Here is a 17,708-nt window from a genome sequence, read left to right as displayed (position 1 = left end):
TGTCTCCGGTCCACTGCGGACGGTCCCGCACCGGCTCCGGGTAATGGTGGAACCGGCACAGTGCCCGGACCGGCGAGAAAGAGGCATAAACCATGCGCGGCAGGGAATCGGACACCGGCCATCGTCCGTCCATTGTGGATCGGCGTCGGCTGCTCTTCGGTATCCTCCCCGCCGCCGCCCTGCTGGCCGCCGGCTGTGCCCGGTCGGAGGCAGGGGAACGGGACGACGAGCCGCCACTCGCGCTGGTCTACGGTGGACCGCAGGGCTGCCCCGCCTGCGCGCCGGCGATCGCCACCCTGCTGCGCCAGGCGCCGCGGCCGTTCCGGGTCGAGTACGTGGGACCCGGCACCGAGAACCCGCTGACCGGTGCCGCTCTGGCCGAAGCGCAGCTGTACGTCCAGCCCGGCGGCGGCGCCGACCTCGACGGAACCTGGCGGCATCTGCGCGATTCCGCCGGGCTGATCCGCGACTGGGTGCGCGACGGCGGCAACTACCTGGGTCTGTGCTTCGGTGCCTATCTGGCCGGGCGCGAGCCGGGCTTCGACCTGCTGCCCGGGGACACTCGCGGGTACACCGACACTCCTGGCGCCTCGGTCCCCGACGGTCGCGACACCGTGGTCAGGGTGGACTGGCAGGGCAAGCCGCGGCACATGTACTTCCAGGACGGTCCCGCCGTCCTGCTGGACAAGGGTGCCGACGCCACCGTCCTCGCGACCTACCCCAACGGAACGGCCGCTGTCGTCGTCGCGCCGTACGGCAAGGGCCGGGTCGGGGTCAGCGGCCCCCATCCGGAAGCCGACGCATCCTGGTACGCGGAAAAGGGGCTCGGCAATCCCGACGGCGTCCAGTTCGACCTGGCCTACGAATTGATCGAGGCGACCGCCGGACGACGGTGAGCCCCGGCGAAGGCTTTCCGGCCGGATGGCGCCTGGTTGCGGAATGTCCGCTTCCCGGCCCTGTTGGTCAGTAACCATCTCGTATTGTGCGGTATCAGGTTTTCAGCGGTCGACCCCGGTTGACAGGTTCACGATCGGCGCATCGGCCACGGGTGACAAATTTGCCGGTTCGCCCTGAGCGGGCCGGGATTTTCCTTGCACAGCAAGCTCTTCGAATGTGTTAATTCCCTGTGGCATACCGGTAACGCACACGCGCCCCGCCGAGGTGAATCGGTGGAAGGGTAGCAATTCTCGTGTGGTTTTTCCCAGGTGCGTGCGATCTGTTGGAGAGTGACCTGTGAAACACAGAAAACGTAGTCGAAGACTGGCCACTGGGGGCATTGCCGTACTGAGCACGGCGGCCATGGTGGTCCTGGGCCTCGCGGTCGGTTCGGGCACCAGTAGCGCCGCCCAGGGCGAGCTCACGCAGAACTACTCCTGTCCGTTCCCCTTGATCGGCAACCAGAACGTCTCGGTGGCCGTCAAGACCACCCAGCCTTCGACGATCGAGACGGGAAAACTGACTCCCGCCATCGAGATCACCGCGGTGTCCAACGCGGGCAAGACCGCGACCGACGGCCTTCGTCTCGTCGGTGCCGAGACCATCAAGGGCACCGCGAGGGCGACCTCGACCGTGACGATGCCCGGTACCCAGGGCGCGATGACGGTGAAGGTCGACGCCGACGTGCCCAACCAGCCGATTCCGGCGAAGGGCAACGATCTCGTCGTCAACGCCACCGGCAGCGCGCCGGCGCTCCGGTTCGACCAGCCGGGCACCGCGACGCTCGCGGTGAACGGTCTCCAGCTGGAGATGACCCCGCTCAAGGCCGACGGCACCCCGACCAACCTCGGCACCTTCACCGCGGACTGCACCCCGGCGCCGGGGCAGGACACCGTCCTGCAGACCTACACGGTGACCGGGCCCGCCGTCACTCCCGAAACCGTTGTGGGTACTGGTAACCATCCACCGCTGCACCAGGTCTACAGCTGCCCGTTCCCGTTGATCGGCAACCAGGACGTCTCGATCGACATCAACGCCAAGCTGCCGGACACGATCCCGGTGGGCCAGTTCACGCCCAAGATCGACATCACGGCCGTGTCCAACGCGGGCAAGACGGCGACCGAGGGCCTGCGGCTCGTCGGCGCCGAATCCATCAAGGGCTCGGCACTGGCCACGTCGCTGGTCTCCAGCCCGCAGGGTCATCTCGCGGTCGGCGTACCGACGGCGATCCCGCAGCAGCCCATTCCGGCCACCGGCAACGACCTCGTCGTCAACGCGAGCGGTGCCGCGCCGGCGTTGCGGTTCGACCAGCCGGGGACCGCGACGCTGTCGGTGCACGACCTGGTGCTCACCATGACTCCGTTGACCGCCTCCGGCGCGGAGACCGGCCTCGGCACGTTCGTCGCGGACTGCACGCCCGCGAACGGGCAGAACACCGTGCTGCAGACCTTCACGATCACGCCCGCGGCCGACACCACCCCGCCTTCGGCCCCTGGCGCCGTGACCGTCGGTGAAACCACCCAGAACAGCGTCGCGCTGTCCTGGGGCGCCGCCACCGACAACGTCGGCGTGACCGGCTACGACGTCTACCAGGGCGCCACTCTCGTCAAGTCCGTGACCGGAACCTCGGCCACGATCGACGGTCTCACTGCGGACACGGACTACAGCTTCACCGTCAAGGCCAAGGACGCGGCGGGGAACCTCTCGCCGGCCACCGCCCCGGTGACGGCCCACACCGCGAAAGCCCCGGACACGCAGGCGCCGACGACGCCCGCGAACGTGCACTCGACCGAGACCACCCAAACCAGCGTCGCGCTGGCCTGGGACGCCTCGAGCGACAACGTCGGTGTCACCGGGTACGACGTCTACCAAGGCGCCAATGTGGTCAAGTCGGTCACGGGAACGACCGCGACCATCGATGGGCTGACAGCGGACACGGAGTATTCGTTCACCGTGGTCGCGAAGGACGCTGCGGGGAACAAGTCCGCTGCCAGTGCCGCCGTGACCGCGCGGACCCAAGCGGCGCCCGACACGCAGGCTCCCAGCGTTCCGGGCAACCTGCACTCGACCGGGACCTCGGCGACCAGTGCCGGGCTGGCCTGGGACGCCTCGACCGACAATGTCGGGGTCACCGGGTACGACGTCTTCCAGGGCACCAACCTGGTCAAGTCGGTGACGGGAACTTCGGTCACCATCGACGGTCTGACCGCCGACACGGAGTATTCGTTCACCGTGGTGGCCAAGGACGCCGCCGGGAACAAATCGGCGTCCAGCGCGCCGGTGACCGTGCGCACGGCGACCGCGCCCGACACCGAAGCGCCCACCGTTCCGGCCGGTCTTGCCACGACGGACGTCACGCAGTCCAGCGTCACGCTGTCCTGGACCGCGTCGAGCGACAATGTCGGGGTCACCGGGTACGACGTCTTCCAGGGCACCAACCTGGTCAAGTCGGTGACGGGAACTTCGGTCACCATCGACGGTCTGGCCGCCGACACGGAGTATTCGTTCACCGTGGTGGCCAAGGACGCCGCGGGCAACAAGTCGGCCGCCAGTGCCGCCGTGACGGCGCGGACCCAGGCCGCGCCGGACACGCAGGCGCCCAGCATCCCGGGCAACCTGCACGCCACCGGAACCACGCAGACCGGCGTGAGCCTCGCGTGGACCGCGTCCACCGACAACGTGGGCGTCGCCGGATACGACGTCTATCAGGGCACCAACCTGGTCAAGTCGGTCACGGAAACCTCGGCCACCGTCGACGGTCTGGCCGCCGACACGGAGTATTCGTTCACCGTGGTGGCCAAGGACGCCGCGGGCAACAAGTCCGCTGCCAGTGCCGCCGTGACGGCGCGGACCCAGGCGGCGCCCGACTCGCAGGCGCCCAGCACCCCGGGCAATCTGCACTCCACCGACACGACCGAAACCGCTGTCGTGCTGGCCTGGGACGCCTCGACCGACAACGTCGGGGTCACCGGGTACGACGTCTACAACGGCACCACGCTGGCCAAGTCGGTCACCGGGACCACCGCGACGGTCGACGGTCTGACCGCCGACACCGAGTACACCTTCACCGTGGTCGCCAAGGACGCCGCGGGCAACAAGTCGGTGGCCAGCGCCGCGGTCACGGCGAAGACCAAGCCGAAGACGACTCCGCCGGTCGTGAAGTACAGCTACAACCTGACCGGCAAGTCGCAGCTCAAGAAGCTCACCGGCCCGATCGACCTGCGCGGGGGCATCAACGCCGCGATCACCCTGTCGAACGGGACCTTCGACGCGGACCTCACGCTGAACCCGACGAGCGCGCACTTCACGCTCTGGGGCTTCGTCCCGGTCAACGCGAGGATCGAGTTCGCGCCGGCGGGCAAGACCACCGGCACGCTCAAGGACGGGGTGCTCAAGTCGACCTCGTCGGTGACGGTCAAGCTGCCGCGCATCACGGTCTTCGGTTTCCCGGTCTCGGCGAACCCGTCCTGCCAGACGAAGACGCCCGCGCGGATCCCGCTCGAGTCGAAGCCCGGCTTCGACCCGCTGGCGGGCGGCAAGCTCACCGGGTCCTACACCCTGCCGCCGTTGCAGGGCTGCGGTTCCCTGAACGACCTCGTCTCCGGGGTCGCCTCCGGGCCAGGCAACACTGTGGAGGTGAACCTCACCCCGCGTCCGGTCGGCTGACCCGCCGGACGCCGTGAACCGGCCCCGCCGCAGCCCGCGGCGGGGCCGGTTTCCCGGTTCGTGCGCTAGAGGGGGATGTTCCCGTGCTTCCTGGCGGGCAACGTCTTCCGCTTGTTCCGCAGGGCGCGGAAGGCTTGTGCCACCTGAAGGCGGGTTTCGGCCGGGGTGATCACGGCGTCCACATATCCGCGCTCCGCCGCGGAATACACACTGGCGTGGTGTTCGCGGTACTGCTCGGCCAGGCGGCATTCCACTTGCTCGCGGCCGGCTTCGTCCAGCCCGGCGAGTTCGCGCCGGTGCAGGATCCGGATCGCGCCTTCGGCGCCCATGACGGCGATTTCCGCGGTGGGCCAGGCCAGATTGACGTCGGCGCCGAGGTGTTTGGAGCCCATCACGGCGTACCCGCCGCCATAGGCCTTCCTGGTCACGACGGTGACCTGCGGGACGGTCGCTTCCGCGTACGCGTAGGCGAGTTTCGCGCCCCGGCGGATGATCCCGGCGCGTTCCTGCGCGACGCCGGGCAGGTAGCCCGGCACGTCGGCGAGGGTGAGCAGCGGGATGCCGAAGGCGTCGCAGAACCGCACGAACCGCGCGGCCTTCTCGGAGGCGTCGATGTCGATCACACCGGCCTGGTGCCGGGGCTGGTTGGCGACGACGCCGATCGAGCGGCCCTGTATCCGGCCGAACGCGCAGATCATGTTGGGCGCGAACGCGCCGTGGATTTCGGTGAACTCGCCGTCGTCGACGATCCGGGCGATCAGCTCGGTCATGTCGTAGGCCTGCTGCGGCGAGTCGGGGATCAGGGTGTCGAGCGCGAGGTCGTCGCCGGTCGGTTCGGGGCTGCTCGGATCTTCGAATTCCGGTGCGGTGTCGAGGTTGTTCGACGGCAGGTAGCCCAGCAGCGTCTGGACCCAGTCGATCGCGTCGGCCTCGTCCGCCGCGCTGTGGTGGGCGTTGCCGGACACCGCGGTGTTGACCGTCGGCCCGCCGAGGTCCTGCGGCGTCACCCGCTCCCCGGTCGTCGCCTGCACCACCTGCGGTCCGGTCACGAACATGTGCGAGGTCTCCTCGACCATCACGGTGAAGTCGGTGATCGCCGGGGTGTACACGGCACCGCCCGCGCACGGGCCCATGATCATCGAGATCTGCGGGATGACGCCGGAGGCGTGGGCGTTGCGGCGGGCCAGCTCGGCGTAGTAGGCGAGGGAGACGACGCCTTCCTGGATGCGCGCGCCGCCGGAGTCGTTGATGCCCACGATCGGGCAGCCGATCGACATCGCCAGGTCCATCACCTTGAGGACCTTGGCCCCGAACACCTCGCCCATGCTGCCGCCGAACACACTGAAATCCTGGGAGAACAGGCAGATCTGGCGGCCGTCGACCCGCGCGTGCCCGGTGACGACGCCGTCGCCGTAGGGGCGGTCGGCGTCCAGCCCGAACTCCGCGCAGCGGTGCCGGGCGAGCTGGTCGAGCTCCACAAAGGACCCGGGGTCCACCAGCAGGTCGATGCGTTCGCGCGCGGTGAGCTTGCCTTTGGTGTGCTGCCGGTCGGCGGCGTGCTTCTCGGCGATCGCCACCGCTTCGCGCCGCCGCGCGGCCAGGTCGGCGATCCGGTCCGCGGTGCCGGGTCTGATCGGCTGGTCGTCTGCGAGCATGCCGGTCCTCCTTCCCGGCCGGGTGCACGCCGGCGGCGCGGCCGGGACTCGTCGGCTTTCCCCAAGATCGCGATTGTCGGCGTCCGTTCGCGGGAAAGTCAAGGGTCGTCCGGCTGCTCTCTCGACATTTTCCGCGCCCGCTGACAAATCCGATCCGGCGCATCCGCAGACCGGTGACAAGGTTCCCCGCCGCCCGCGTCGAGGACGGCGGTTGCCGCCTGGCCCAAGAGATTCATGGCCACGCCGAGGTCACCTGTCCGGTGGTCCAGACCGTCCTCGGGTGATTAAGTCCCGGTGTCGCGTCCGTCGGCAGGTGACAAATTCGCTATTTCCGGTGGCGTGCAGGGCGCCGCCGGGTAAATGTGCGTTGACAGTGCTATTTCGCTGCTTCATCCTGCTTTCGGGGTTCTTCCGGGAAGTGAGTGTGATCATGTTCGGACGTGGTCGTGCTGTCCGGAGCGCGGCATGGCGGTGACGCCGGGTTCCGGCCGCGCCGGGTGGCGATACGTGCGCCGGGTGCTCGGTTCCGGGGTGGTCACCGCGCTGGCCGAGCCGCACGGCGTGGACCGGTACCTCGGCCTTGTCAGTCCACTGTGGTCGGTCGGGGAGGTGCGGGCGGTGGTGGCCGGCGTCGTGCATCAAACCGCCCAGAGTGTCACACTTCGCTTGCGCCCCAACGGGAACTGGGAAGGCGCGCGGCCGGGGCAGTACGTGCGGCTGGCCGTGGAGATCGACGGTGTCCGGCGGACGAGGTGTTTCTCGGTGGCCGGTGCCGGACACGGGGACGGGACGATCGAGATCACCGCGAAGGTGAACCCGGGCGGTACGGTGTCGCGGTATCTCAAGGAGCACGCACGTCGCGGGCTCGTTGTCGTGCTGTCGCAGGCGGAAGGCGAGTTCGTGCTCCCGCCCGCGTTGCCCGGTCACGTCCTGCTGATCAGCGGCGGCAGCGGGATCACCCCGGTGATGGCGTTGCTGCGCGGCCTCCTCGCGCAGGGGTACCAGGGGCGGGTCACCTTCCTGCACTACGCCTTCACGCCGTGGGACGTGATCTACCGCGAGGAACTCGCCGCGCTGGACGAGGCGAATCCCCGGCTCACCCTGGCGTACTCGTACACCGGGCTGCCCGGCGCCGGACGGCTGGACGGGCGATTCCGCCGCGAGCACCTGGACGTCGCGCCGGGATACGCCGACGCGCTGACCTACGTCTGTGGCCCCGCCTCGCTGATGGACGCGGTCGGCGCGCTGTGGGCCACCGACGGCATCGCGGACCGGTTGCGGATCGAGCGGTTCACCCTCGCCCCGCCGACGTCCGGCTCCGGACCGGTGACCGGCGAGGTGCGGTTCGCCCGCAGCGGCCGCACGGTCCGCAACGACGGGCGGACCCTGCTGGAGCAGGCCGAGGCGGCGGGCCTGCGCCCGGACCACGGCTGCCGGATGGGGATCTGCCATTCCTGTACGGCCGTCCAGTCCGCCGGCGCGGTACGGAACGTCCTGAACGGAGTGGTCAGCGCGGAGCCCGGTCAGCGGGTGCAGTTGTGTGTCACGGCGCCGTGCGGCGACGTCGAGCTGGACCTGTAGAGCGAACCGGAAAGGAGAGGGTCAATGGCGACCCCGGCCCGAGTCCCCCGACTCACCCCGGCGCAGCTGGACGCGCTGGGCGCCGAACTCGACGCGCTGCGCCGGGAGCTGGTCGAGGACCTCGGCGAGCGGGACGCGGCCTACCTCCGCCGCGTCGTGCGGCTGCAGCAACGGTTCGAGGTCGCGGGCCGGGCGCTGCTGTGGGCCGGGTGGTTCCCGCCCGCGTGGCTCGCGGGGACGGCGGCGCTGTCGATCTCGAAGATCCTCGACAACATGGAGATCGGCCACAACGTCCTGCACGGCCAGTACGACTGGATGGGCGATCCCGCGCTGAACTCGAAGATGTTCGAGTGGGACACCGTGTGCCCGGCCGAACAGTGGCGGCACACGCACAACTACGTCCACCACACCTTCACGAACATCCTCGGCAAGGACCGGGACATCGGGTACGGGCTGCTGCGGATGGTCGACGCGCAACGCTGGCGCCCGTACTACCTCGGCAATCCGGTGTACGCGCTCATCCTGATGCTGGGCTTCGAATGGGGCGTGATGCTGCACGACCTCGAGTTCGACCGCATCCTGTCCGGGCGCCGGAGCTGGGCGGAGACCCGGGGCCTGCGCCGCCGGATGTGGGAAAAGGGCGTCAAGCAGGCCTTGAAGGACTACGTGCTGTTCCCGATGCTGAGCGGGCCCGGGGCGCTGGCCACGCTGACCGGGAACGCCACGGCGAACCTGGTGCGCAACCTGTGGGCGTTCAGCATTATCTTCTGCGGCCATTTTCCGGACGGCGTCGCGGATTTCACCGAGGAGGAGTGCGCGGACGAGAGCCGGGGTCACTGGTACTACCGGCAGATGCTCGGCTCGGCGAACATCGAGGGCGGGAAGCTGTTCCACCTGCTGACCGGGAATCTGAGTTTTCAGATCGAACACCATCTCTTCCCGGACATCCCGGCCCGGCGGTATCAGGAGATCGCCCCGCGGATCAGGGACCTGTGCGAGCGTTACGGCCTGAACTACACGACAGGGCCGCTCGGGAAGCAGGTCGGGCAGGTGTGGAAGAAGATCTTCCGTCTCGCGCTGCCTCCCCGGACCGGCACCCCGTCGCGGAACCGCGGCCAGGACAAGCCGGAGCTGCGGCTGGTGCCCGGCGCGGCCGAGGCGGCGGCGGGCTGATGAGCACCCTCCGCGTCGCCGTGGCCCGGGAATCCGGCACCACGGCCGTCCTGACGATCGTCGCGCTCGTGGCGTTCGTGGCGACACTGGACAACACGATCGTGGCCGCGGCCGCGCCGTCGATGGGCCGGGAACTGGGCCTCGGCGTGACAGCGCTCGAATGGGCGGGGATCGCCTACATGCTGCCGTACGCGGCGCTGATGCTGCCCGCGGGCGTGGTGATCGACCGGCTGGGCAGGCGCCGGGTTTTGCTGGCGGGATGCGGGTTGTTCGTCGCGGGCGCGCTGCTCGGCGGGGCGGCGTGGTCGGCGGAGGTGCTCTTCGTGGCACGCGGGGCCCAGGGCGCCGCGGCGGCGTTCGTGGTGCCGGGCACGCTCAGCCTGATCCGGACGTCCTTGCCCGCGGACCGGCGAGGGCTCGCGGTCGCGGTCTGGACGGCGGCACTGGCCGCGGCACTCGCGCTCGGGCCGTGGCTCGGCGGTGCCCTCGCCGAATACCTGCACTGGAGCTGGATCTTCCTCGGTACCGTACCGCTCCTCGTAGCGGTGACGGTGCTGGTCGCTCGCGCGGTGCGGACCGAGCCGATCCGGCGCGGCACTCGGGGACGTCGTGGCGTCGCGAAGGCGTTGCTGACCAACCGGGTCTTCGCCGGGTCGAATGTCCTGGTGGTGTTGTGGGGACTCGGAATCAGCGGGATCGCGTTCTTCACTCCGTTGCTGCATCAGGAATTCCTCGGGCTCGGCCCGGCGGCCGCCGGACTGCCCCTGGTCCTCGTGGCCGCCGCGGTGATCTGCGCGACGCCGTGCGTCGCGCCGGTTTCCCGGACGCTGGGGGCGTCGCGCGCGGTGTGCCTCGGCCTGCTCGTGGTGGCGCTCGGCCTGGTGGCGCTCGCGGTGGCCGGCGACCGGCACGCGCTCGCACCCCGGCTGGCCGGGCTGCTGCTGATCGGCGCGGGTTCGGCGTTCACCGCCCCGATCACCGCGCACGGCCTGGACGCGGTCGCCGAGGAGGACTCCGGGACCGCGTCGGGCGTGCTGATGTCGTCGCGGGAACTCGCCAGCGCACTGGGTGTCGCGGTGATCGGGTCCGTGCTTTCCACCGTCCGGGCCGATGAGCTCGCCGCCGGGGCGGAGCGCGGGCACGCGCTCGCGGCCGGATACACGGCCGGTCTTCTCCTCGCGGCCGTGCTTCAGGCGGTTGCGGCCGGCCTTGCGCTCGTGGTGCTCCGAGAGCGCCGGGAAAACGTCGCGACAACGTTGTCGCAGGAAGGTGAGGGCGCATGACCAGCGTTTCGGGGGACACCGGCAGAAGCGCGCCCGCGGACGAGCCGCAGTGGCGGAGCTGGCTCGCCGGACGGCTGGGCGGCTTGCTGGACCGGTCCGTCGCCGAGCACGAGTTCGACCGCCCGCTGCACGAGTTCGGCGTGTCCTCCCGGGACGCGACGATGCTGGCGGCGGAGGCGGGCGAACTGCTCGGCCGCGCACTGCCGAGCACCCTGGTGTGGACGGCCCCGACCATCGCGGAACTCGCTCGCGTACTCGCGGCGGGGCCCGGGGCCGTCGGTGGCGTGGAGGGAGACGTCCAGCCGGACGAGCCGGTCGCGGTCGTCGGGGTCGCCTGCCGGTTCCCCGGGGCGTCCGGCCCCGGCGAGTTCTGGTCGCTGCTGACCGAGGGCAGGGAAGCCATCGGTGACGTCCCGGCCGGACGGTGGGAGCAGTTCGCGCCCGACGTCGCCGCGCACGAACTGCCGCGGCGCGGGGGTTTCCTCGACGACGTCGCCGGCTTCGACGCCGAGTTCTTCGGCATCGGCCCGCACGAGGCCGAGGTGATGGACCCGCAGCAGCGGCTGCTGCTGGAACTCACCTGGGAAGCGCTCTCCGACGCCGGTATCCCCGCGGAATCGTTGCGGGGGACCGGATGCGGGGTGTTCGCCGGGCTGTCGGCCACGGAGTACGGCCAGCTGACGATGACCGATCTCGACCGCGTCGACGCCTGGTCCGGTACCGGGGCCGCGGCCTCGATCGCCGCCAACCGGGTGTCCTACGCGCTGGGCGTGCACGGGCCCAGCATCACCGTCGACACCGCGTGCTCGTCCTCGCTGGTCGCGGTGCACCTGGCCGTGCGCGCGCTGGCCGAGGGCGAAGCGTCCGCCGCCATCGTCGGCGGCGTCAACCTCCTGCTTTCGCCGGGGATCACGGCGAATTTCGGCCGGGCGGGCGCGCTGGCGGCGGACGGGCGGTGCAAGCCTTTCGACGCCGCCGCGGACGGGATCGTGCGCGGCGAGGGCTGCGGTGTCGTGGTGCTCAAGCGGCTCGGTGACGCGCAGCGCGCCGGCGACCGGATCCTGGCCGTGATCCGGGGCAGCGCGGTCAACTCCGACGGCCGGTCCAACGGGATCACCGCGCCGAATCCCCTTGCGCAGCAACGGCTTCTGGTCAGGGCGTACGCGAAGGCCGGGGTGTCCGCGCGCACGGTGGACTACGTCGAGGCGCACGGGACCGGCACGCTGCTTGGCGATCCGATCGAGGCCGGGGCGCTGGCGGCGGTGCTGGGCGCGGCGTCGGGGAGGCCGCCGGAACGGCCGTTGTTGCTGGGGTCGGTGAAGAGCAACTTCGGGCATCTGGAGGGCGCGGCGGGGATCGCCGGGCTCATCAAGGTCGTACTGGGCCTGCGGCATGCGCTGATCCCGGGGAGCCTGAACTTCACCACGCCCAACCCGCACATCGACTTCGCGGCCGGAGGGCTGGACGTCGTCACGGGGAACACCGAATGGCCACGCTATCCCGGTGTCGCGCGGGCGGGGGTGTCGTCGTTCGGCTTCGGCGGCACCAACGCCCACATCGTGCTGGAGGAGTGGCCGGAGACCCGGTACGGCGAACGCTCCCCGGTCACGCGCCCGGAGATCGTCACCCTGTCGGCGCGCTCGGAGACTCGCTTGCGTGCCCGCGCGCACGCGCTGGCCGAAGGACTCGACGAACGTCTCGGTGTCGCCGAGGTCGCGGCGGCGCTGGCGCATGGCCAGGATCCGGCGCCGGTGCGGGCGGCGATCACCGCCCGCGACTCCCACGAGCTGAGGGACCGGTTGCGCGGTCTCGCCTCCGGGCGGTTTTCGGTAGCCGGCGGTGATGCGGGAGCCAGGCCGGTGTTCGTGTTCTCCGGCCACGGCTCCCAGTGGCCGGAAATGGGCAAACGCCTGCTGGCCGAGGAACCCGCGTTCGCCGCTGCGGTGTCCGATTTGGACACTGTCTTCACCGAGATCGCGGGGGTCGCGTTGTCCGCGATCCTCGAAGGGACGGCGGACGCGCTGTCGACCCGGCAGCTGGCGTTGTTCGGGATGCAGGTCGCGCTCGCGGAACTGTGGCGTTCCTATGGCGTACAGCCCGCGGCGGTCGTCGGGCATTCGATGGGGGAGGTCGCGGCGGCGGTCGCCGTCGGCGCGCTGGACCCGCGAGACGGACTTCGGGTGATGATCAGCCGTGCCGTGCTGCTCGACGAACTCGACGCCTCCGGCACCGGGGCGATGGCGGTAGTGGACCTCGCGCCGGAGAACCTGCGAGACCTCGGCGGGCGGTTCCCCGACGTGACCGTCGCGGTGTACGCGTCGCCGGGGCAGTGCACGGTCAGCGGACCGCCGGACCAGGTGACGGCGCTGGCGGCGTACGTCGGGGAGCGCGGCGGCCTTGCCCGCGTCCTGCCTGTCGGCGGGGCGGGACATTCGGCCGCCGTCGACCCGTTGCTCGGCCGCTTCCGGGAGGCGCTGGGCACGCTGGACTCCGGCGCCGCCACCACCGTCTGGTACTCCAGCGTGCTGGACGATCCCCGGGAGACGCCGTCGTTCGACGCCGAGTACTGGGCCGCGAACCTGCGCCGTCCGGTGCGGTTCACGCAGGCGCTCGCTGCGGCCATGGCCGACGGGCACCGCGTGTTCGCCGAGATCTCGCCGCATCCGATCACCGGCGTCGCGGTGGAGCAGACCGCGGTGTCCGACCGCGTCACCGTGATCCCCAGCCTGCGCCGTGATCCGGAGGGCACGTCCGACGGCTTCGCCGCGGCGCTCGCCACGCTGCACGTCCACGGTCATCCCGAGGCGCTGCGGCACCGGTATCCGGACCGGGTCGTGGTCGATCTGCCGCCTCCGGTGTGGGAACACCGGCCGTACTGGGTGGCTCCTACCACTCCTACCGTCCACTCCGGACATCCGTTCCTCGGCGAGCGGTCCGAGGTTCCGGGCAGTACGCGCTGGCTGTGGCACGGCGATGTCGGTACCGCCGCGCATCCGTGGCTCGCGGACCACACCGCGCACGGTGTCCCGATCCTGTCCGCCGCCGGGTTCCTGGAACTGCTGCTCACCGCGGCCAGGGAAGTATTACCGCGCAAGGAAAACCCGGAACTGCGGGGCGTGGTTCTGCGCCGGATCCTGCCACTGGCCGAACGCACCGCGGTGTGTGTTTCGGCCGAGCGCGCGGCGGGGGACGGGGTACGGTTGTCCGTGCTGGCCCGGTGTGGTGGGGAATGGGTGGTGTACGCGGAAGCCACGGCGGTGGCCACGCGCGTCTCATCGTCCGAAGTGGACGAAGCCGCGGTGTTCGCGGACGTCACTCAGCCCAGCGGTGCCGGGCATACGCGCTTCGCCCTGCACCCGGCGCTCGGTGACGCCTGTCTGCGGCTGCTGGCTTCCGAGGCGGGTGATCCGGGCGAAGGGACGTGGCTGCCGGTGCGGTTCGGCCGGGTTCGCCTGACGGGCGTTGCCCGGCACGCCACCCGCGCGGCGGCGTCGGCGGACGGCGTGTGGCTGCTCGGTCCGGACGGCGGAGTGCTGGCCGACTTCGAGGACGTCACCGGGGAGTGCGTTGGTCCCGCGGATCTGCCGTTCACCCCGGAAAGGCTGGCGTACCAAGCGGAATGGCGTCCCGGCGAGCTGACCGCCACAGCCGGCCGCCGTCGCGCCTGGGTCCTGCTGTACGACGACAAGGCACAGGCCGCCGCGATCGCCGCCCTGCTCGCCGACCAGGGACACGAACCGGTGTCGATCCCGCTGAGCCGTCGCGGTGAGCTCGCGAAGCTCATCGCGCCTCGTGCGGACGTCGGCGGCGTCGTGATCCTCCCCGGAGAGTCTCCGGCCGAACCCCGCGAGGCCAGGGAGCTGGTGCTGGCCTCGGCCGACGTCGTGCGCGAGCTGACCGGACTCGACGGTGCGCCGCCCCGGCTGTGGCTGGCGACGCGGCAGGCCGCTGTGGTGACCGAAGGGGAGCCGGGGCGGCCCGGCGACGCCGCGGTGCGTGGGTTGGTCCGGGTGCTGGCCTACGAACATCCCGAACTGCGGGCGAGCTGGGCCGACGTCGATGCCGACGAAGCGCTCGTACGCGAACTCTCGGCGGACGCGCCCGACGACGAATGTGCGTGGCGGGACGGCCGCCGCTACGTCCGCGCGTTGACCCGCGCGGCACTCACGGCGTCCGAAGAGCCGATCCCGGTCGTCCGGGACGGCGCCTACGTGATCACCGGCGGCCTCGGCGGTCTGGGCCTTCTCTCGGCCCGTTGGCTCGCCGGACGCGGCGCCACCAGGATTGTCCTTTTAGGACGCAAGCGGCCGGCGTCCGCGACGGAGGAGGCGATCGGCGAGATTCGCGACTCCGGCGCCGAAGTCGAGGTGCTCTCGGGGGACATCGCCGATCCCGGGGTCGCGGAAAGGCTGGTGGAGCAGGCCGTCGCGGATGGCGTCCCGCTGCGGGGCGTCCTGCACGCCGCCGGTGTGCTGGCCGACGGCGCGGTGCTCGCGCTGGAACCGGCGGATCTGGCCGCCGTGTGGCGGGCGAAAACCGAGGGAGCGGTGCGACTGCACGAGGCGTGCGCGGGCCGGGAACTCGACTGGTGGCTGGCGTACTCCTCGGCCGCGGCCCTGTTCGGGTCACCCGGCCAGGTCGCCTACGCGACCGCGAACGCGTGGCTTGACGCGTTCGTCGCCTGGCGGCGCGCGCAGGGCCTGCCAGGGGCCACGATCCAGTGGGGCGCGTGGGGCGAGGTCGGCGGCGCCGCCGGACGGGACAATCCGATCCTCGCCCCGATGCCGCCCAGCGAAGGACTCGCGGCGCTGTCGGCCGTGCTCGCGTCCGGACGCGGCGAAACCGCGATCACGCGGATGGACGCGGGGACGGTCCTCGAATTGTTCCCCCGGCTTGCCGAACGGCCGATCTTCGCGGCGCTGGCCGGGCGGAATCCCACCGCCGAGTCCGGAATGGACACTGGTGCCCTGCGGGCGCTCGCCGTCGAGGACCCGGAGCGCGCGCGGACCGTCGTCCGCGAGCATCTGCTGTCGGTGGTGGCCGAGATGATGTGGCGGGACGCCGAACTACTGGACCCGCACGCCTCGCTGACGTCGCTCGGGCTCGACTCGCTGCTGGCGATGCGGGCCCGTGCCGCGGTCGAACGCGACTTCGGCACTTCGCTGCCGCTGCCGCTTCTGCTGCGGGGCGCCAGCCTGGCCGAACTGGCCGATCACCTCGTCGACCGTCTGGTGCCGAGCAGCACCGAGCCCCGTGCCGAGGTGAGGGGGCCAGGAACGCGTGACCTCGCCGAGCGGTGGGTCGCCCTGCTGTGGCGCCGGGTGCTGGGCGACCGCGCCGACGGTGTCGCCGTGGACGTACCGTTCGCGGAGATCGGGAAAGAGGAAGGGGCGGCCGATCGGCTACGTGACAACGTTTCCACGGAACTGGGCCGCGAGGTCACCGCCGAGGAGTTGTTCGCCGAGCCCACCATCGCCGGAATGGCGAACGTGGTACGGGCGGAGCTGGAGGGACACGGCGAGGGGCCGGTGCGGCTCCTCGGCGGTGACGGGAGCGGACCGGCGCTGTTCCTGTTCCATGCCGCGGGCAGCCCGACGGCGGCGTACCGGCCACTGGTCCGGCTGTTGCGCGGCGACGTGACCGTCTACGGCATGGAACGGATCGACGAGCTGGATTCCGTGGAGGCCAAGGCCGCCCGGTACGCCGAGCTGATCCGCCGGCGGCAGCCCGAGGGGCCCTACCGGCTCGGCGGATGGTCCTTCGGCGGGTTGCTCGCCTTCGAGACCGCCCGGCAGCTCACCACCGAGGGCGACGAGGTGGACCTGCTCTTCCTGATCGACACGATCATCCCGCTGCCCGCGGCGGAGCAGTCCCATGACGAGGTGCTGCGGACCCGGCTGCGCCGGTTCATCGACTACATCGAGCAGACCTACCAGGTCGGTCTCGGCCTTCCGGAGGAGGAGCTGGCCGGGATGGCCGAGGCCGAGCGCAACGACCTGGTGCTGCGGCGGCTGCGCGAGCGGGTCGCGGCCATGGGCGCGGCGGTGCTCGAACACCAGCAGACGTCCTATGTGGACGCTCGAATCGCCGAAAGCTACACCCCCGCCGAGTACCGCGGGCCGGTTCTGCTGTTCCGTGCCAAGGACCCGCATCCGCTGACCACCACGCTCGACCCGCGTTACCTGCGTGCCGACGACGCGCTCGGCTGGGACGAGTTCTGCCCCCGTCTGGAGATCGTGCGGGTGCACGGCGACCACATCACGGTCATCGACCCGCCGCACGTCGCGGTGATCGCGGACCGCGTGTCCGCGTCGCTGCCGATCCGAGGAGAAGAGAAATGAACAGCCGGTTCCGACAGCGTCGTCGCATACCGATCAGGGCACTCGTCATGGCGTTGCTGGCCGGCGCGCTGATACCGGTCGCCGGGGCGAGCGCCGCGCCCGCGGCGATGGCCGACGACGGCGCGAAAGTGGTCAAGGAGACCCAGATCGACGCGCGCACGCTGGACATCGAGATCTCCTCACCCGCGCTCGGGACCACCGGGCTGGTGCGGCTCCTCACGCCGCAGGGCTGGTCGAAGGGCGACGGCAGGGCCTGGCCGACGCTGTACCTGCTGCACGGCTGCTGTGAGACCGCGGACTACCAGTCCTGGACGAAGTTCACCGACGTCGAGCAGTTCACGGCGGACAAGCCGGCGCTGGTCGTGCTGCCGAGCGCCGGGAAGATCGGGATGTACAGCGACTGGTGGAACTACGGCCTGTTCGGTAGCCCGCGCTGGGAGAAGTTCCACATGACCGAGGTCAGGCAGATCGTGGAACGCGGTTACGGCGCCGGTGACCGGCGTGCGATCGCGGGGCTTTCGATGGGTGCCTACGGTGCCATGGAATACGCGACGCGCTATCCGGGGATGTTCGGCGCCGCGGCCGCCTACAGCGGCGCGATCGACGTTCTGGCACCGGGAATTCCCGAGGTGACGCAGCTGAACATGATCGCGCAGGGATTCCCGATCTGGGGCGTGCTGTGGGGCGATCCGTGGTCGCAGCGGGCACGGTGGGAGGACCACGACCCGGCGTTCAAAGTGGACAAACTGCGCGGGGTCAAGCTCTACATCTCGTGTGGCAACGGGCAGACCGGGCCGCTGGACGGGCCGTCGTCGCCGCCGCAGGTGGGTGCGTTGCTGGAGAGCAATGCGCTGTCGAACACGCAGGGATTCGTCGACAAGCTCAAGCAGCAGAACGTCCCCGCGACCGTCGACTTCTACGGCGCGGGCACGCATTCGTGGCCGTACTGGCAGTTCGCCTTCCACCGGTCGTGGCCGGTGCTGGCGAGTGGCATGGGTATCTAGTGTCCTGCGCCAGAAATCAGGCACATATCTCGGAGGCCCGGCTTCCCGCTGGCGGCGTTGCCGGTCCAC

General features: G+C 70.7%; 8 protein-coding genes. 7 read left to right on the top strand and 1 reads right to left on the bottom strand.

The features are described from left to right. The first annotated feature begins 92 nt into the window (after positions 1 to 92). Complete coding sequence (locus tag ACFWY9_RS35530) at positions 93 to 896, top strand: BPL-N domain-containing protein (RefSeq protein ID WP_378340924.1); 804 nt, start codon at positions 93 to 95, stop codon at positions 894 to 896. A gap of 403 nt (positions 897 to 1,299) precedes the next feature. Next, positions 1,300 to 4,602 (top strand): fibronectin type III domain-containing protein, encoded by a 3,303-nt coding sequence (locus ACFWY9_RS35525; protein ID WP_378340923.1) that lies wholly within the window; start codon positions 1,300 to 1,302, stop codon positions 4,600 to 4,602. Positions 4,603 to 4,667: 65 nt separating this feature from the next. Here ACFWY9_RS35525 and ACFWY9_RS35520 read toward each other — a convergent pair whose 3' ends face one another. Next, positions 4,668 to 6,257, bottom strand: a complete 1,590-nt coding sequence (locus ACFWY9_RS35520; protein ID WP_378340922.1) for an acyl-CoA carboxylase subunit beta — start codon at positions 6,255 to 6,257, stop codon at positions 4,668 to 4,670. Positions 6,258 to 6,722: 465 nt separating this feature from the next. Between ACFWY9_RS35520 and ACFWY9_RS35515 the strand changes: the two genes are divergently transcribed. Genes ACFWY9_RS35515 through ACFWY9_RS35495 form a run of 5 tightly spaced genes read left to right on the top strand, consistent with a single transcriptional unit; the run spans position 6,723 to position 17,639 of the window. Further along, positions 6,723 to 7,838 carry a ferredoxin reductase gene (locus tag ACFWY9_RS35515; protein ID WP_378340921.1) on the top strand — a complete coding sequence of 372 codons (1,116 nt, stop codon included), beginning with the start codon at positions 6,723 to 6,725 and terminating at the stop codon, positions 7,836 to 7,838. Between the two features lie 24 nt (positions 7,839 to 7,862). After that, a complete protein-coding gene (locus ACFWY9_RS35510) occupies positions 7,863 to 9,011 on the top strand; it encodes a fatty acid desaturase family protein (protein WP_378340920.1) in 1,149 nt (382 codons plus the stop codon). After that, complete coding sequence (locus ACFWY9_RS35505; RefSeq protein ID WP_378340919.1) at positions 9,011 to 10,294, top strand: MFS transporter; 1,284 nt, start codon at positions 9,011 to 9,013, stop codon at positions 10,292 to 10,294. The genes ACFWY9_RS35510 and ACFWY9_RS35505 overlap by 1 nt, the downstream gene beginning before the upstream one ends. After that, on the top strand, positions 10,291 to 16,635 hold the full coding sequence (locus tag ACFWY9_RS35500; RefSeq protein ID WP_378340918.1) for an SDR family NAD(P)-dependent oxidoreductase: 6,345 nt from the start codon (positions 10,291 to 10,293) through the stop codon (positions 16,633 to 16,635). The genes ACFWY9_RS35505 and ACFWY9_RS35500 overlap by 4 nt, the downstream gene beginning before the upstream one ends. Continuing rightward, positions 16,632 to 17,639, top strand: a complete 1,008-nt coding sequence (locus ACFWY9_RS35495; protein ID WP_378340917.1) for an alpha/beta hydrolase — start codon at positions 16,632 to 16,634, stop codon at positions 17,637 to 17,639. Before ACFWY9_RS35500 ends, ACFWY9_RS35495 begins: the two co-directional genes overlap by 4 nt. Positions 17,640 to 17,708 lie beyond the last annotated feature (69 nt).

Origin of the sequence: Amycolatopsis sp. NPDC059027 (assembly GCF_042739735.1) — a bacterium.
Lineage (GTDB): Bacteria > Actinomycetota > Actinomycetes > Mycobacteriales > Pseudonocardiaceae > Amycolatopsis.
Note: the sequence above shows the minus strand (reverse complement) of the source record. Positions and strands in the feature narration are given on the sequence as shown.